At 58.5% G+C, this 18,955-nt stretch carries 11 protein-coding genes; 5 read left to right on the forward strand and 6 right to left on the reverse strand.

Features of this window, described 5'->3' with window-relative positions; genetic code table 11:
- Positions 1–3 precede the first annotated feature (3 nt).
- Positions 4–4,536 carry a glutamate synthase large subunit gene (gene gltB / locus AC781_RS00900; protein ID WP_067772017.1) on the forward strand — a complete coding sequence of 1,511 codons (4,533 nt, stop codon included), beginning with the start codon at positions 4–6 and terminating at the stop codon, positions 4,534–4,536.
- Between the two features lie 345 nt (positions 4,537–4,881).
- On the opposite strand, the gene AC781_RS00905 is transcribed toward gltB, so the two are convergent.
- From AC781_RS00905 to AC781_RS00925, 5 genes are all read right to left on the reverse strand, one after another.
- Positions 4,882–5,442, reverse strand: a complete 561-nt coding sequence (locus AC781_RS00905) for a hypothetical protein (protein ID WP_067772018.1) — start codon at positions 5,440–5,442, stop codon at positions 4,882–4,884.
- Positions 5,443–5,576: 134 nt separating this feature from the next.
- Positions 5,577–6,638, reverse strand: coding sequence for a hypothetical protein (locus tag AC781_RS13545; protein ID WP_141675660.1), 1,062 nt, complete (start codon positions 6,636–6,638; stop codon positions 5,577–5,579).
- 112 nt (positions 6,639–6,750) lie between these two features.
- The gene (locus AC781_RS00915; protein ID WP_067772025.1) at positions 6,751–7,335 is read right to left on the reverse strand and encodes a MarC family protein; all 585 of its coding nucleotides are present in this window, start codon (positions 7,333–7,335) and stop codon (positions 6,751–6,753) included.
- A gap of 57 nt (positions 7,336–7,392) precedes the next feature.
- Positions 7,393–8,400: a DMT family transporter gene (locus AC781_RS00920; RefSeq protein ID WP_067772027.1), complete on the reverse strand. Its 1,008-nt coding sequence runs from the start codon at positions 8,398–8,400 to the stop codon at positions 7,393–7,395.
- A gap of 254 nt (positions 8,401–8,654) precedes the next feature.
- A complete protein-coding gene (locus tag AC781_RS00925; RefSeq protein WP_067772030.1) occupies positions 8,655–8,903 on the reverse strand; it encodes a hypothetical protein in 249 nt (82 codons plus the stop codon).
- Between the two features lie 35 nt (positions 8,904–8,938).
- On the opposite strand from AC781_RS00925, the gene AC781_RS00930 reads away from it, so the two are divergent.
- Complete coding sequence (locus tag AC781_RS00930) at positions 8,939–10,270, forward strand: MATE family efflux transporter (protein WP_067772034.1); 1,332 nt, start codon at positions 8,939–8,941, stop codon at positions 10,268–10,270.
- Between the two features lie 73 nt (positions 10,271–10,343).
- Here the strand turns inward: AC781_RS00930 and AC781_RS00935 are convergent, their stop codons facing one another.
- Complete coding sequence (locus tag AC781_RS00935) at positions 10,344–12,026, reverse strand: DUF4139 domain-containing protein (RefSeq protein WP_067772038.1); 1,683 nt, start codon at positions 12,024–12,026, stop codon at positions 10,344–10,346.
- A gap of 194 nt (positions 12,027–12,220) precedes the next feature.
- On the opposite strand from AC781_RS00935, the gene AC781_RS00940 reads away from it, so the two are divergent.
- The 3 genes from AC781_RS00940 (at position 12,221) to AC781_RS00950 (ending at position 18,951) form a co-directional block, all read left to right on the forward strand.
- Entirely contained in the window at positions 12,221–13,222 is a 1,002-nt protein-coding gene (locus tag AC781_RS00940) for a thioredoxin family protein (protein ID WP_172801728.1), read from the forward strand.
- A 144-nt stretch (positions 13,223–13,366) separates the two neighbouring features.
- On the forward strand, positions 13,367–17,005 hold the full coding sequence (locus tag AC781_RS00945) for an SUMF1/EgtB/PvdO family nonheme iron enzyme (protein WP_067772044.1): 3,639 nt from the start codon (positions 13,367–13,369) through the stop codon (positions 17,003–17,005).
- A 56-nt stretch (positions 17,006–17,061) separates the two neighbouring features.
- A complete protein-coding gene (locus AC781_RS00950; RefSeq protein ID WP_067772047.1) occupies positions 17,062–18,951 on the forward strand; it encodes a YncE family protein in 1,890 nt (629 codons plus the stop codon).
- Positions 18,952–18,955 lie beyond the last annotated feature (4 nt).

Here is an 18,955-nt window from a genome sequence, read left to right on the forward strand (position 1 = left end):
ACAGTGAACACAAGCACCTATTATCCCCAGCCTGACGGCCTTTACAGCCCTGAATACGAACACGATGCCTGCGGCGTCGGCATGGTCGTAGACACGAAAGGCCGCCCCTCGCACGACATCGTCCTCAAAGGCATCACCGTGCTCGAACGCCTCCTGCACCGCGGAGCTGCCGGCAGCGACCCGGAAACGGGCGACGGCGCAGGCATCCTGATGCAAATCCCCCACGAATTCTTCACCGAAACCTGCCCGGAAATCCACCTGCCGGCCCCCGGACGCTACGCCCTCGCCTCCCTCTTCCTTCCGCAGCAGGAACAGGAACGCGACGCCTGCCGCGCCATCGTCGCCGCCACGGCGGAAACGGAAGGCTTCCTCATCCTCGGGTGGCGCAAAGTCCCCGTCGAACTCTCCAGCATCGGCGAACAGGCACGCCTCACTGCGCCAGCCATCGAGCAATGCTTCCTCGCCCCCTCACAGGACGAAACCGCCCTTGAAGGCGACGCACTCGAACGCCGCCTCTACATCCTCCGCCGCAGCATCGAAAATGCCGTGGAAAAAGCCATCCCCGGCCTCGGCGACCGTTTCTACATCTCCAGCCTCTCAAGCCGCACCGTCGTCTACAAAGGACTGCTGAAAGCCCCGCAGCTTCCAAGATTCTACGAAGACCTCACCGACCCGCGCTTCCGCTCCGCCGTCGCCATCGTCCACCAGCGGTACTCCACCAACACCTTCCCCTCGTGGCCGCTGGCCCACCCCTTCCGCTACATCGCCCACAACGGCGAAGTCAACACCCTGCGCGGCAACCTCAACCAGATGGCCGCCCGGCAAGGCAGCCTCGCCTCTCCCCTCTTCGGCGACGACATCCGCAAAATACTCCCCGTCATCCGCCCCGGACAAAGCGACTCCGCCAGCCTCGACAATGCCCTCGAACTCCTCGTCACCGCCGGACGCAGCCTCCCGCACGCCATGATGATGCTCATCCCCCAGGCATGGGGACGCAAACACTTCATGGGCGAAGACGTACGCGGCTTCTTCGACTACCACTCCGGCATCATGGAACCGTGGGACGGCCCCGCCGCCGTCTGCTTCACCGATGGGATGGGAGCCGGCGCCCTCGTGGACCGCAACGGCCTGCGCCCCGCCCGCTACGAACTCACGCAGGACGGCCTCCTCGTCCTCGCCAGCGAAGCCGGAGTCGTGGATCACGAACCCTCCACCATCGTCAAGCGCGGCTGCCTCCGCCCCGGCCAGATGCTCTGGATCGACTTCGCCACCGGGCGCATCTCCTACGATGCCGAAATCAAAACGCGCATCGCCCGCAGCAAGCCCTACCGCCGCTGGTGCGATGAAAACCGCATCCGCATCCACGGCTTCTTCGACTCCATCACCGCGCCCGATGTCGACTCCGCCACCCTCCTCTCCCGGCAAACGCTCTTCGCCTACACGCAGGACGAAATCGACACCCTCCTCCTCCCCATGGCGAAAACCGGGCACGACCCCGTCGCCTCCATGGGCAACGATGCCGCCCTCGCCATCCTCTCCGAGCGGCCGCAGCTCCTCTTCAACTACTTCAAACAGCTCTTCGCACAGGTCACCAACCCGCCCATCGACCCCATCCGCGAAGAACTCGTCATGTCCCTCACCACCTACATCGGCAACCCTGCCAACATCCTTGAGGAAACGCCTCAGATGGCCCGCATCATCCGGCTTGAACGCCCCATCCTCACCACCTGCGACCTCGAACGCCTCAAGGAATGCAAGGAACCGGACTACCGCTCCGCCACGCTGAACCTCGGCTTCTCTCCCACCAGGGAACACGGCCTCGCCGAAGCCCTTGCCGAACTCGGCAAACAGGCCGAACGCGCCGTCCATCAGGGCTTCCGCATCCTCATCCTCAGCGACCGGAACCTTGAAGCCACAGAAGCGCCCATCCCCTCGCTGCTCGCCGTCGCCACAGTCAACGCCCACCTCGCCAAACTCGGCCTCCGCACCTCCACGGGAGTCATCGCAGACACCGGCGAAGCGCGTGAAATCATGCACTTTGCCCTCCTCCTCGGTTACGGAGCCACCGCCGTCTGCCCCTGGCTCGCCTTCGAAACAATCACCCACTGCGGTCGCAAAGGCGCACTCGGCGACGAACTCTCCGAAACGAAAGCCCTCGAAAACTACCTGCAAGCCATCGACCAGGGGCTGCTCAAAACCATGAGCAAAATGGGCATCTCCACCCTCCGCAGCTACCGGGGCGCCCAGGTCTTCGAGGCCATCGGCCTCGGCAGAAACGTCGTACAAACCTACTTCCCCGGCACCGCCACACGCATCGGCGGCATCGGCCTGGACGACATCGCCCGCGAAGCCGCCATGCGCTTCGACCGTCAAAAGGAAATCGACCGCACCGCAGGAGAACACACCCTCGAAAACTCCGGCAACTACAAATACGCCAAAGGCGGAGAAAAACACATCTGGACCTCGCGCACCATCGCCCAGTTCCAGAAATCGCTCCGCAACCGCGACTACGCCCAATTCAAAGTCTTCTCCTCCATGGTCAACGAATCCGAAGAAACCCTCTGCACCCTGCGCGGACTCTTCGGCTTCGACGAAACGCACGCCATCCCCCTCGACGAAGTCGAAAGCGAAGACAACATCGTCCGCCGCTTCGTCACCGGAGCCATGTCCTACGGCTCCATCTCCCGCGAAGCCCACGAAAGCATCGCCATCGCCATGAACCGCCTCGGCGGCCTCTCCAACTCCGGCGAAGGCGGCGAAGACCCCGCCCGCTACATCGCCGAACCCAACGGCGACTCCCGCTGCTCCGGCATCAAGCAGATCGCCTCCGGCCGCTTCGGAGTCACGGCGGAATACCTCGCCCATGCCAAGGAACTGCAAATCAAGGTAGCACAGGGAGCCAAACCCGGAGAGGGCGGCCAGCTCCCCGGTCCGAAAGTCAACGCAGAAATCGCCCGCGTGCGCCACGCCACACCCGGAGTCTCCCTCATCTCTCCGCCGCCCCATCACGACATCTACTCCATCGAAGACCTCGCGGAACTCATCTTCGACCTCCGCAACGCCAACCCGGAAGCCCGAGTCTCCGTCAAACTCGTCTCCGAAGTCGGCGTCGGCACCGTTGCGGCGGGCGTCGCCAAAGGCGGAGCGGACATGGTACTCGTCTCCGGGCATGACGGCGGCACGGGAGCCTCCCCCCTCACCTCCATCAAACACGCGGGCATGCCCTGGGAACTCGGCGTCGCCGAAACCCACCAAACCCTCGTCAAAAACAACCTGCGCGACAAAATCCGCCTTCAGGCGGACGGCCAGCTCAAAACAGGGCGAGACGTCGTCACTGCCGCCCTCCTCGGCGCGGAAGAATACGGCTTCGCCACATCCGTCCTCATCGCCCTCGGCTGCATCATGGCCCGCGTCTGCCATAAAAACAGCTGCCCTGTCGGCATCGCCACGCAGGATTCCGAACTCCGCAAACGCTTCAAGGGCACGCCGGAAAACATCGAAACCTTCCTCCGCTTTGTCGCCCGAGAAACCCGCGAATACCTCGCCGCGCTCGGCCTTCGAACTCTCGACGAAGCCATCGGGCGCACCGACCTCCTGCACATCGAACACGCCGTGGACTACTGGAAAACGCGGAACCTCGACTTCTCCGCCATCCTGCGCCCCGAACCGCTGCCCGTGCATGCCCGGCCCGGCATCCATGCGGACATCCGCCCCTACGACGAACGCTTCCTGCCCTTCTGCTCCCCCAGCATGAAACACCTGCGCCCCATGGAAGCCACCTTCACCGTAGCCAACACCGACCGCGCCGTCGGCACGCGCCTCTCCTACTACATCGCGCGCCAGTACGGCCACGCCGGACTTCCGGAAGGCACCATCACGCTCAACCTCCGTGGAACCGCCGGGCAATCCTTCGGAGCCTTCCTCGCCCACGGCGTCAAACTCGTCCTCACCGGACAAGCCAACGACTACCTCGGCAAGGGACTCTCGGGCGGAACCATCGTCGTCAACCCTTTCGACAACTCCCCCTACCCGCCCTGTGAAAACATCATCGCGGGCAACGTCCTCCTCTACGGAGCCACCTCCGGCAAGGCGTACATCCGGGGACAGGTCGGCGAACGCTTCGCCGTCCGCAACTCCGGGGCCGATGCCGTCATCGAAGGTGCGGGCGACCACTGCTGCGAATACATGACGGGCGGCTGCGTCGTCGTACTCGGCCCCACCGGAGTCAACTTCGGAGCGGGCATGAGCGGCGGCTACGCCTACGTCTGGGATCCCGACCACCTCTTCGACCTCCGCTGCAACCTCGACACCATCGACCTCGACCCCGTCGAACACCCGGCGGACATCGCAAGGCTGCGCGCCCTCATCGAAACCCACGCCGACCTCACCGGCTCCGAACGGGCCCGCAGCATCCTCTCCGACTGGGACAACGCCCTGCCGAACTTCGTCAAAGTCTTCCCGATGGAATACCGCCGTATCCTCGGCGAAATGACCCGGGAAGACGAAGAAGTCTCCCGCAGGGAAATCCACAGTTGAATCGACTGTCGCGGCAGCTCAGGAAACCTCTTGCCATTGGGAATTTCCGGCAGCTGCCGCGCCAACCCGGTGCCGTGCCGACGCAAACGGGCGAGGGACACCAACAATCCCTCGCCCGTTTTTTCGTTCCGAATTTGAATAGGAAACATATATCTGTACGGTGCCTATTATTCGAATGCCGGGCATGTAGGCATGGAAGCAGCGCAAAACGGACTCCGGGATAGCGACTTCCACAACGATTTTGACACAATCAATATCTGAATATTGAACCGCCCGGCTTGGGAATCTTCTGCAACACCCAAACTTCCGTAAACATCATCAAGACATGCATATGATGAATGCTTTTTACTTCACACATGATGCATGCCTTTTTTTCTCGTAAAACTCCTGTATCGCTTTCCCTGCATCGCTCTCGGTTTTAGGGAAAGCGATCGGAGTTGGCGAAAGGCGGTAAATTCCCGCATAAAAGGCGGCGTTTTCAAATCCATCAGGTAATTTCAAGACGTGTCCTTGATCCATTTTTTTGTGGGACGTCTTGCAAACAAGTGAAGCAGCATAAGGAGGAGCTATCATCTCTTTCTGTTTCGCGCCAAGACAAAGAATAAGAGGATACGCATCAACATACGTAATGTGATCTTTTTGGCCCGCTGCATTTGATACCCAATAAACAAGTGATTCGACCGGTATATCTCCCTTCATATTTTCCGTGACGCGTGCATAGGAAACAACCTTCTGATCTCTGTAAACATATTTATAGACAGCGACGATAACAATATCTTCCGCCTGGGCACACATCTTTTCTATATGGGCAGGAATCGCTTCAGCACCTTCCGGTGACAAACGTTCAGCGGCGAAACTGATTCCGACAAAAAACATTGCGACAAAACCGGCAAATAGCACCTTCATACAAAAACGATATTCGATTAGAAAGACGGAGTAAAGAGCAATGTTTACATTTGGTCTGGAAGATGCCCGATCACACGGATGACCCCAGTAAAAGGCCATTCACCAACCACAGGCGCTTGGGCTTCACACACCCATCATGGTTCTGGATAAATCCGGATAACCGTATTTTTATCGGAAATTCCGTAAAGAATGTGATTGCCAATGCAATAATCGACGATGAAGGGGGCGTGTTTTTGTCCTTCCAGATAGTGATCCGAGGCAATGATTTGCCCAGATTGGGGAGCAATCACACTCCATCCCGTTGCAAAGTGCATTCTCGGAATGCTTTTATAGAGCAACAGAATATTCCCATCCTTCCAAAACCTAATCGAACATGGAGCATGGGCAAGCGGGCACACTTCGCGCAGCTGTCCGGTGGACAGTGACATGAGGCATAGAATATATTCCTGATGCGGATTGCGTTCGATTTTTACAACCAACGGAAGCTGCCCATCATGGGCATGACGAGCACAAACGACGAGAGACAGCTTTTCCCATTCCGGGTGTCGTACATGGAGAGACTCTTCCGGCATTTTTTGAGGAACAATGACAAAAGGTATTCCAGCATCCGTAAGAATCACAGGTGTTCGCATCCGCCATTGAGTATTGGAAAACGTGAAAGAATCAAGGAGCGATCTGTATTGACGAAAAGCCTCTTGATTCGAACCGGAATCCTGCCCCAATTGAACGATACGGCGCACGGCAGCTGGTACATGAGACAAGACTTCGTCTTCGGAGGAAAACCAGACAGGAAAATTTTTCGTCAAAACTTGAGTGGATGAAGTCTCGCCTGCCGGTGTCAGCGTTTCAATTTCGTAGACATGAGCGCTGTCGTGAACTCCGAGTGGCAGAGAATACTTCAGGCCGTCGCAGCGCGTTGCATAAATGGTTTCCCTTTTCCATTCGGCTGTTGGTACTTGTCCGGCATGCAATATATTGAAAAACAACAGTAAAATGCACACAATAAATTTTTGTGCTTTCATTTGATAATAGTAATCAGTTATACAGCTGGAGTAAATAGCAATTTTTGATGCTTGATTGGAAAAGATATATCCAGCACCGATTGCAAGGAAGCAGTATCCCAAAAAAGACATCATCACCGGAATAGCATTAACCCATTGTAAATTGTTGGAGTTTATGTAACTGCACTTTGCCATTTTAACGCATCTTTTTCAAGGAATCTCTCGAAAGAACATCCGGTCGATACTTCCTGAACACAGAAAGCGGACGCACCCATGCAGAACGCCCCATGGCATGTTCATGCACGCATCAACGCCCCAGAAGCTGGGTGATGTTCGAGGCGAAGAGCTTCACCGCAATCGCCAGCACGATGATGCCGAAGAACTTGCGGGACATGTAAATGCCTGTCTTGCCCATGATGCGGGAGATCAGCCCCGTGCCGCGAATGGCGGCATACACCAGCACCATATTCAAAATCAGAGCTGCTACAATATTGATATCGGCATATTCCGCCCGGAGGGAAAGCAGCGCCGTAAAGGAGCCGGCACCCGCCAGCAGGGGAAACACCACAGGAACAAGCGTCGTATGATGATGATCCTGCCCCTTGAAAATCTCCACATCGAGCAGCATCTCAAGCGCCACGAAAAACAGTACGAAAGCCCCGGCCACGGCGAACGACGCAATATCCACATGAAACAGGCGCAGAATCATATCCCCCGCATAAAAGAACCCCAGCATCAGCGCGAAGGCGGACAGTGCCACCTTGCCCGCTTCCACGGACTTGCCCTTTTCCTTCAACGAGACGATGACCGGCATATTGCCGATAATATCGATCACGGCAAAGAGCATCACGAATGCGCTCGCCATCTCCTGCCAGTTCCAAGAATCCCACATAACTTGGAAACCTTATAGCATACTGTCCACCTCCTTGCAACCACAATCCCGGCATGGCTATCGCGACCACAAGCCCCGAGCCATGCGCCGAAGCGCGCGCAGGCGGCGCACATACGCAAGGCGCATGCTCCGCCGCACGCTTCCGGCCTTGTCCGCCCGCAAAGATGCAGTTACCCTTCCCCGGGCATTGCCCTTTACGACCAGGGATACCCCGGCAAAAATCAACGATACCGCCGCAGCCTTCCACCATCCGAACGCCTCCAGCCCCCATGCCACCCCGGCCAGCGTCGCAATCACGGGCTGCACATAATTGTACATGCAAACCGCCGTCGGCCGCAAGGCTCGCTGGGCAATCGGCATCAGCAGATAGCAGACGAACGTCGCACACCCCACCACATAGCCGATGCCTGCCAGACACTCCCAACCCAGTTCACCGAACGGAATGGCTGCCAGCTCCCCTGCCATCGGCGGCAGGCTGCACAAAGCGGCGAACAGGAACATCCACTTCATCAGCGTCACGGGCGAATACCGGGAAATCAGCCCTTTGAAAAACACGAAATAGAACGAAACGCTCACCTGCGACGCCAGACACAGCAGATCCCCCCATACATTGCCCGAGGAAGAAGCCTGCGCACTCCCCAGCACCAGCAGCAGCGCCCCGGATGCGCTGGACATGATCCCCGCCACTTTTCTCCCCGTCACACGCTCCTTCAAATACATGGCGGACATGATCATGGTCACGATCGGAGCCGTCGTCGCCATAATGGCGGCATCGGCGGGAGAGGTCAACCCCATGCCGCAGGTAAACATGCCCTGGTTCAACACCACCCCGCACAAAGCCGCCAGAAACAGCCACTTCAAATCCTCGCGCCTCACGCGTTCGCGTTTCGTCAACAGTGAGACCAGCCAGAACAGTACGCATGCACCGCCGATGCGCATGGCGGCCAGAGACAGGGCGGAAACCTCGCCGCCCTGCACCACCAGCTTGCAGACCGGAGGCATGAAGCCCCACATGACGGCTGCTGCTGCCATGGCCGCATGGCCTTTGATGACGGAAGAATACATGGAAAACCGACCCGGCGAACCGCTGCGGGAAAGGAGGCGGAGATTCTACGCCCGATCGCTGCCAATGCAAGCGTTTTTCCGTTCATTCCTCCGGAGTGTCCGCCGACAGGACTCACTTTGCGCCTCCGTGTATGACACGGCCCCACAACAGGAACGGCTTGACAACAGAAAAACGTTTCCCTAGTGTCTCCGCCATGAAATTGCATTGACCTCGACCGCTGACCGCCTGCGGACAATCCGGTGATGCGGCTGCATCACCCTCCGGCCCGGCGATCGGTTTCCCGGCGGAACTTGCCTTCCGCATGCATGGTGCGGATGTTCCCGCCGGAATCTTCCCGATTGGCTGCAGGGAAGCACGAAACCGAAACAGCGGACGATTCGAGTTCATACGCATGGGTTGCCGCCGTTTCCGGCACCTCATGGGCAAAGGCATCACCCTGCGCGTGGCACCGGGATTCTCCTCCGACTCCGGACACACGCACGATCCACCTGCGCGGAGCCATGCACTGCGCACAACCGCACACAACATATTCTCGTCATGGAAACGATCACTTACAAAAAAATAGCCGTCATGGCCTTTCCGCTACTCTTCAGCCTGCTGATGGAGCATGCGCTCGGCATCACGGATACCATCTTCCTCGGCCACGTCGGCAAGGTCGAAATCGGAGCCTCCGCTCTGGCGGGCGTGTACTTTCTGGCCTTCCTGATGATCGCCTTCGGCTTCAGCATCGGCGCGCAAATCATCATCGCCCGGCGCAACGGCGAAGGCCGCCAGTACCGCATCGGCTCCGTACTCGTGCAGAGCTGCTACTTCATGCTCGCACTGGCTGCCGCACTATTCGTCCTTTCCAAATGCCTGGCCCCCACCATCCTGCGCTCCGCCATCACCTCCGATGCGATCTACGATGCCACGCTGGCCTATCTGGACTGGCGCATCTACGGCTTCTTCTTCGCCTTCACGGCTCTGATGTTCAGGGCGTTCTTCGTCGGCATCACTAAAACGCGCATCCTCACCGTCAATTCGCTCATCATGGTACTCTCGAACGTCGTCCTGAACTACGGCCTCATCTTCGGCAACTTCGGGCTGCCCAAAATGGGCATCGCCGGGGCGGCGCTGGGCACCTCCATCGCCGAGCTGATCTCCCTGCTCTTCTTCATCATGTACACGAAGAAAACGGTCAACCTCAGGAAGTACGGCTTCACCCATGCCTTCACCTTCCGACCCCGCGTACTCCGAAGAATCATGAACCTGTCCGTCTGGACGATGGTGCAATACTTCCTCGCCGTCTCCGTCTGGTTCATCTTCTTCATCTCCATCGAACAGATGGGTGAAGACGCTCTCGCCATCAGCAACGTCGTACGCAACGTCGCATCGCTCTCCTACGTCGTCATCGGCGCATTCGGAGCCACAGTGGAATCACTGGTCAGCAACCAGATCGGAGCGGGAGCGGGCCACCAGATCCGGCATACGTGCTGGAAGACGATCAAACTCGGCTACGTCGTCCTCATCCCGTTGCTGCTGCTCATCTTCCTCTTCCCGGAAACCGTCTTCGCCTTGTTCATGAAGGAACACAGCAGCCACCTGATCGAAGCGGGCATCGCCCCTCTCTACATCATGGCGAGCGCCTCCCTCCTCTCGATGCTCTCGCACACCGTCTACAACTGCGTCTCCGGCACAGGGAATGCCAAAGCCGCCTTCTTCATGGAAATGGCTACCCTCGCCGTCTATTCCGGGTACCTCATCTGGCTCGTAAACGGCAAGGCCAGCCTCGCCATGTGCTGGACGACGGAATACGTTTACTACCTCACCATGTTCGTCCTCTGCTTCGGCTTCCTGCAGCTGACGAAATGGCGCGGCAAGCAGGTATAATGGCAACTTCAAGGAAGAAGGCGCATCCCATGGCAGGGATGCGCCTTCCGCCTTGCCGGGCATGGCCCGGAAATCAATCGATGAACGTATACCGGTACGTCACGGACTTCGTTGCACCGGGAGGCACCTGAATCTTCCAGACAAAGGTTCCCGCCGTATTCTGACCTCCGAGGAAACGGTCGGGCCGCTGGCGGAACTCGCCGCCATCCGATGCTTCCTTGGGTTCTCCGATAATCTGCTTTGTAATCTCCATTTCCATCGGTTTGTCCGACAGGTTCTTCATCTGGAGCGTACCCTCCACCAGCAGCTTCTTGTCGTTCGATTTCGGCAGGGGAGTGGTTTCAAGCACATTCTCCGATTGCTTGACAAGCATCTCCAGGCTCTTGTTGATCTTCACGGTGGCATCCTGCCCCGGAGCCGTGAACTGGATCATTCCCTGACCGGAAATGTAGCCGTTCGACGTAAACTCGACGATACCCGTCGTCAGCGGCAGCTTGAAACCATTCTTCAGGCGGATGCAATGCCAGACGTCCTGCTCGCCGTCATCGCCCGCATTACTGCGATTGTAGGAGCGAGCAACGTTCTGGTCCGGAATATCCCACGTGTACACATGGGAATACGATACTTCGCCCGAAAAAAGCGTCGTCGTCACCGTCTCGTTATACTTGCAGGTGAAATTCTTGACAGGATAAAAGAACAGATCTTCCGCCTGCGTCACGGAGGCTGGTGTACCGGAAGCGAGCAACCGGTCGATAGAATCCGAGCTGGTGGCTCCGGTACCGGATCGAAGGCCACCCGTCATTAAACCGTTCCCCAGCTGCATGGCGGCCATCGGTACCCGGTCGCCCATATAGCCGTTCTCAACATTGTAAAGAGATTGGAAAAACGCATTCAGATTCTGCCTCATGGCAATCGGCGAAGGCACCCCCGCATACTTCAGATTGGGGAATCCGGTAATCAAATCCAGATCCACACCGTTGAAATCCATCAACTCATTGATGACCGTCGCACGTGCCGTCAACACCGCTTTGCCCGCATCGCCCAGATCGACCCGGTATTCCGGCACCCACGACACGCCGCCTGCAATACAGTTCGCCCTGATCGTCCTGCCGCTTTGTGGAGCAGCCAACTCCAGAGAAACCGTCGGCACATCTTCGTCCCGTGTCGGAAGCGTCGGAGGACTCAGAAACTCGATCTGCTGCACCTTCTCCAAGGGTACGGAAACCGTCCTGCCATCCTGCGTCTTCAGCAGAATCACGTTCGATGCAGAACTGCCCGGGCGACCGGGAGGATAAACAAGCATACCTTCATTCATCATCCCCGGAACCGAAGCATCATTCACATTGCCGATCAGGCGGGGATTCTCCTTGCCCTGCTTCGGTGCGGAGGCAACAATCACACCGTCCTCGGAACCTCCGGCCCACACCACCCACACGGCTGCACCCGTATTTGCCCTGACCAGCTCTTCCATCGTGTATTGTTCAATCGGCACCTTCCGCGTCGCCTTCCGGCTCACCAGCCGCTTGAGTTGGGCGGGAGCTTCGACATCCAGCCAGAACGTCCCGAACGAAGGCACGGGCAAATTCACCAGATTCATGGAAGCGTCGGCTCCCGTCTTCCCTTCCAGCGTCAGGTAACCGTAGCCGTTCTTGAACAGGGCTACCTTGCTGGGCGTCATTTCCACATCTCCGGCGGCTGCAAAGGAAGGCAGCATCAACCCCGAGACGATCAATCCGTATACATGCGATTGTTTCATGGTGCGATGGTATTTATTTTATGTTCAGGCCTACAAGCTGGATCAAACGGCGCAGGCCTCTATTCGCCATGGTACCCCCTTCGCCGATTCATGTCGAGAGGCAAATGGCGGCCGTATGACAGACCATCCGGAACATCCGTGCATTCACTTTCACATTGACTTCCCGCATCCGGCATACTTTAATGGGATTCAGCATGAATGCCGCATCTTTTCTCCCTACCGCTCTCCTGCTCGCCGTTCTGCCCTGCATGGCGGAACCAGAACAGCAAAAAGCCGTCCGCATCGACCCTCCGTTGAGCACGGCCGAATCGTTGACATGGCACACCAATCTGGAAAAAGCCATCGCCCGGGCTCAAAAGGATCATAAGGACATCTACCTCGAATTCACGGGAACGGACTGGTGCCCGGGATGCATTCATCTGAAAAACACCGTTCAGGCGACCATGGCTTTCCGAGACCGCGCACGCACAAACTACATCTGCGTACTGATCGATTTCCCGCGTAAAATCAAACTTCCCGAACAGCAGGCAGCTTACAACGAAGACATCAGATCCCTCTACGACATCACGAGCTTCCCGACCGTCCTTCTGCTCGATGAACAAGGCCGCCCCTATGCCGCCATACCGGGAAGCGCCCAAAACGTCGAAGCCTACCTCCAACGCCTCGACCAGGCGCAGGCCATCAAAACGGCCCGCAACAAGGCATTCGACGAAGCCGCCCACGCCTCCGGCAATGCGGAAAAACTTCAGGCGCTCCACAGAGCCCTGCAAACCGTCGATCCGACCTTCCACCCCTTCTATCCGGACGTCCTGCAGGAAATCGAACGGCTTGATCCCCAAAACACCCTCGGTTACAAAGGCACAGCAGACCGTGCCCGGATCGGCAAACAACAAAGGAGCGAATACGAAAAATTGCTGGACGAATGCAGAACGGCCTATCGTGAAAAGAAAATGCAAACCTGCATCGACCTGACCGACCAATTCCTGAACAGAACCGACCTGCTTCCGGCCGTCAGGCAAAAAGCGCTGCTCCACCAGCACACCAACTATGCCATGGTAGCAAACATACCTAAGTCTCTCCAATGCCTCAAGGATGCTCTCGCCGTCGATCCGAAATCGAAAGACGCCAAAAAAATCCAATCCTACATCGATAATCTGGAACACTATCTTCAGGAACAGGCATCTTCACCCGAATAAGAACGCACATATTCATTCCGGCGCGCCTTTCCCACAGGGCGCGCCCATATTTTGTTGGAAAAAATACACCATTCTTCACAAAAAACCGTCGAAAATCCGAATATCCGATAGAATTTCCCTGCCTACCTCGTATTCCTTTAACATATGAACACGGCATCTCTGCTCGCCATATCGTCCTTGCTCGCCATCTCTCTTGCCAGCCTTCATGCCCAAGAAGCAGCCGGCGCCCCCGCTGCCTCCATGCGGATACGCGAAGCCGATCCCGTCGTCGGATTGATCGGCCTCGCCCTGCAGGAAATGCAGAAAAACGGAGGCAAACCCCAGGCCGCGCTTTACCAGGCCGCCTCCAAGGCACTGGCCGCCCAGCCGCAAAACAGCAAATCAGCCCTGTTCGGCGACGCTCTGTGCATGACAGATGCCGCCGTCCTCCTTGCACCCGTGGCAGGCTCCATGGACAAGCCGGAACAGGCTGGAGCCAAACTGGCGGACATCCTTGGCCTTCCCCGCGACAAAACAGGCAACATCTCCTCCCTGAACGACCTTCTTCCTTTCGCCAACGACATCCAAAACGCAGTACGCTTTCAAAAACTCAAACTTGCGGCCTCCAACTACGACTACGACGCGATGGAACGCTCCATCGACTACCTCTCCCGCAAATACTCCAAAACTTACGCACGCGGCAAGGAACACCTCTCCACGCTCGCCCGGTACCGCAAGGAAATCCCGGATCCGGCATCCTTCATCCGGTCCGCCAAGGCCAAGGACATGGACAAGCTGAACGGACTCGTCACCTTCCGACTTCAGGCGCTCGTCCACGACAACCCCGAAATGTCCGAAGGAAACATCATGGCCGTCCGCCGCTACGCCCTCTCCGGAGACCGAACGAACCGCACGCAGGATCGTCCGGCCAACTGGCAGGGCATCACCAGCATGCCCGGCAACGGCAAAAACTACCGGAGCGAAATCATCCGCCTCCACACCAAAAATTCCGGAACGGATTCCCTGCCGAACCAACTCGATATCCTCCACGCCCGCAACACATGGTGCGGATACACCGACCTCGATTTCGGCGGTGGCAAAATCCTCTTCACCTCATGGACGGACCCGGACAAAAAACGCCGCGCATGGGACCTCTTCGAACTCGACCTCGCCACAGGCAACACGCAGAACGTCACCTCCTTCATGCCGGAAGACACCGACAGCTCCGACGCCTGCTACCTGCCCGACGGACGCATCATCTTCATGAACACCTCCGGCTACCAGGGCGTTCCCTGCGTCACCGGATCGGACTGGGTCGGCAACGCACACATCCTCGACCGCAAGGACAACAACGCGCGCCGCATCACCTTCGACCAGGACAACAACTGGTGCCCCACCATGCTGCCGGACGGCCGCGTCCTCTTCCTCCGCTGGGAATACACGGAAAGCGCCCACTACTTCAGCCGCATCCTCATGAGCATGAACCCCGACGGCACCGACCAGAAGGAATACTACGGCTCCAACTCCTACTGGCCCAACAGCCTCTTCGATGCCCAGGCCATTCCCGGCAAGCCCGGCATGTTCGCCGGCATCGTCTCCGGCCACCACGGTGAAAAACGCGTCGGCGAACTCGTCATCTTCGACATCAACAAAGGCCGCACCGAAACGGACGGAGCCGTCCAGAAAATACCCGGCTACGGCAAAGAAGTGCCCAACATCATCAAGGACCAGCTCGTCAACGGACTCAGCACCCCCATGTTCGCCGAACCGAGCCCGCTCAGCGACGCCTACTTCCTCGCCTCGTGCAACCTGCGCCCCGGCGAACCGTCCATGAACATCGTCCTGTGCGACAAATTCGACAACATCGTCCCCCTCACCGCCTCCTCGTACTGCATCTATGCGGAACCGCGCCTGCTGCAGCCCACGAAAAAACCTGCCGTCATCCCGGACAAGGTCAAGCTCGACACGGACAAGGCCACAGTTTACATCTCGGACATCTACCAGGGTCGGGCCATCAAGGGCGTACCGGAAGGCAAGGCCAAGACTCTCCGCGTCTTCATGTCCGAATACAGCCCGCGCAACACCGGCGGCCACTACGTCATGGGCATGGAAAGCAACTGGGACGTCAAAGTCCTGTACGGCACCACCCCTATCAACAAGGACGGTTCCGCCGTCTTCGAAGTACCGGCCAACCTTCCCCTTACCCTGCAGGTGCTCGACGACGAAGGCAAGGAACTCGTCCAGATGCGCAGCTGGTTCTCCGCCATGCCCGGTGAAAAACTCAGCTGCATCGGCTGCCACGAAAGCCAGAACGAAGCTCCTCCCGCACGCCTCACGGAAGCCTCCCGGCAGGCCCCCCGGCAGATCGACCAATGGTACGGCCCGGCACGCACCTTCGGCTTCATGACCGAAGTCCAGCCCGTGCTGGACCGCAACTGCATCTCCTGCCACAACGGCCAAACCACCTATCCCGCACCGCGCACCGGAACCATCCCGAACTTCGCAGACACCTCCAAAATCGGCACGGGCAGCGAAATCGGCACCTTCAGCAAATCCTACTGGGCCTTGCATCCCTACGTCCGGCGCAACGGCCCCGAAGGCGACTGGCGCAACATGACCGCCGCCGAATTCACGGCAGACACCTCCGAACTCATCCAGCTCCTGAGCAAAGGACACCAAGGCGTCAAACTCGGCAAGGAAGACATGGATCGCCTCGTCACATGGATCGACCTGAACGTCCCCTACCGCAGCGCATGGGAAGGCGAACGCCCGCACAACGCCGAATTCATGAAAAAGAGGTACGACTACATGAAACTCTTCACCACCACGAAGCGCGACTACGTCACCCTCACCGACACGGACTACAAACCCGGAACGCCCATCGCCTCCACTGCCGCGCCGAACACGCCCAGGCTCGCCCCCGTCACCGACAAACCCGCCCAGCTCGCAGGAGAACCCGAACAGATGAAACTCGACCTCGGCAACGGAGTCGCCATGAACCTGCGCCGCATCCCTGCCGGAACATTCACCATGGGCTCCACCCGGTACGAAACCCCGCAGGAACTCCCCCGCACGAAGTGCACTATCTCGAAACCTTACTGGATGGGTGAAACGGAAATCACACTCGACCAATACCGCCAGTTCGACCCATCCTACAAAAACGGCGTGTACGACATGCACAACAAGGATCAGGTCAAACCGGGCTACGACATGGACACCGACGGCCGCAACCCCGTCATCCGCATCTCCCATGAAAAAGCCATGGAATTCTGCCGCTGGCTTTCGAAAAAAACGGGTAAAAAAGTCAGCCTCCCGACGGAAGCCCAATGGGAATATGCCGCCCGAGGCAACACGGCAGGGCAGGATTTCTACTTCGGCAGCATCGTGGACGACTTCTCGCCCTACGCCAACCTTGGCGACGTCTCGCTGAAGAAACTCGCCGTTCGCGGCGTGGATCCGCAGCCCATCAACAACCCGGACCGCTTCTTCGACTTCGTCCCGCGCAGCGAAAAATACAATGATAACCACATCATGCTCGCTCCCGCCGGCTCCTTCAAACCGAATGCCTACGGACTTTACGACATGATCGGAAACGTCGCCGAATGGACCCGCTCCGAATACAAACCCTACCCCTACAAGGATGACGACGGCCGCAATGCTCCCGGCAATGCCGACACCGTGCGCACGGTACGAGGCGGCTCATGGAGGGACCGCCCCGAACGCGCCACCTCCTCGTGGCGTTGGGGATACCCGGCGTGGCGCAGCGTGTACAACGTCGGCTTCCGCGTCGTCATCGAAGACTGAACATCTCCGCCCGGCCTGGCCGGGCAACAACCGAATCCATCTCCACGATCAGCACAATGAAACGCATCCTGATACTGATGCTGGCTTGCATGGCCACCATGCTCCACGCTCAGGATTACCTCTCTCCCTCGGCCCTCGCCTGGTGGAAGAACAAAATCCTGATCGCGGAAACGGGCGCCAACAGGCTCGACATCTTCGATCCGGCACAGGACAAGGTCACCCAAAGCATCCTGCTCCCGCGCCAGCCGAATGCCCTGTGCGTTCAAGGCGACACGGCCTACGTCGCCATGGGCGCACTCGCGGGTGCAGTCTATGCCATCGACCTCAACAGCGGCAACACCCTCTTGGAATACCCGGCGGGCCATACTCCCGTCGCCGTCGCCGTCGTGGGAGACTCCCTCTACATCGCTTCGCGCTTTGCGGATCAGGTCATCCAGCTCCCGCTCGCGGGCAACGTCTTCACACCCACACGGATCGCCCGGTGCAGCCAGCCCGTAGGAATGGCGGTAGACTTCAACAAAAACATCTGGATCGCCAACCACCTCCCCACGGGCTCGGCAAACGGCGCACAATCCGCCGCCACCCTCACTGTCTTCGTCCCGAACGGACTCAACCGAGAATACAGCCTGGCCAACGGCTCGCAGGGAGTGCGAGGCATCGTCGCCAGCCCGGACGGCAAATACATGGCCGTCACCCATATCGTCAGCCGCTTCCACACGCCGCCGACCCAGCTCGACCGCGGATGGGTCAACACCAACGCCGTCACCATCATCGCCAATCTCGACAAAAACCAGCCGGACATGCACACCATCCTGCTGGACGATACCAACGAAGGAGCCGCCAACCCGTGGGGAGTCACCTTCACGCCGGACGGCAGCAAACTCATCGTCACCCACGCCGGCACGCATGAACTGAGCATCATCGACTTCCCCGCACTCGTCAAAAAAATCTCGGAACACAAGGCCAAGGATGCCGCCGTGGACCAGCTCGGCTTCCTCAACAACATCCGCCAGCGCGTTCCCCTTCCGTTGAACGGCCCCCGTTGCGTTCTGGCGGACAACGACACGGCCTATGCAGCCGGCTACTTCTCGGATAACCTCGCCGGCGCCACGCTCGCCGAATTCCCGGAAACATCCTCCCATGCCCTCCCCGCTCCGGCTCCCCGCGAACTCACCAATGAAGAAGCCTTCCTTGAACAAATCGCACCGAAAGCATTGCGAAGAAAAGGCGAAGAGCACTTCAACGATGCCTCCCTCTGCTACCAGAAATGGATGAGTTGCGCCAGCTGCCATCCCGATGCACGCGTGGACGCCCTCAACTGGGATCTTCCCAACGACGGATTCGGCAACCCCAAAAACACCCGTTCCATGTACCTCTCCCACCGCAGGGCTCCGGTCATGTCCCTCGGCATTCGCAAAGATGCGGAAACAGCTGTCAAATCCGGCTTCATCGGCTTCCAATGCTACTCTGCCAGCGATGACGAACTGAAAGCCGTCAACGCCTACCTCAAACACATGCCCGTCACACCGAACCCCTTCTGCATGGGCGAACCGGCTGACGACACCCCCATCATCGAACGAGCCATCGCCCGCGGCCAGGATGCTTGCCTCCAATGCCACAGCGCAGCGCTCCAGCGGCGCAAACCCACCGACGAAGGAAGAAAAATCTTCCGCGAAGCCGGATGCAGCTCATGCCATCCGCACCCCTACTTCACCACCTGCAAAACCGTGGACATAGGCACCACCAGCGGACTCGACAAAGGCAAACCCGTCGTCATCCCCTCCCTCTCCGAAGTATGGCGCACGGCGCCCTACTTCCACGATGGCAGCACGGGTATCTTGCGCGAAGCCATCCGGCAGCGGAGCCGCACATCGAAAAACGGACAGGACGCCGAACTGACGGAAGACCAGCTCGACCTCCTGCTGCAATACGTCAAATCCCTGTAACGGA

The organism is Neoakkermansia glycaniphila, from assembly GCF_001683795.1.
Classification (GTDB): Bacteria; Verrucomicrobiota; Verrucomicrobiia; order Verrucomicrobiales; family Akkermansiaceae; genus Akkermansia; species Akkermansia glycaniphila.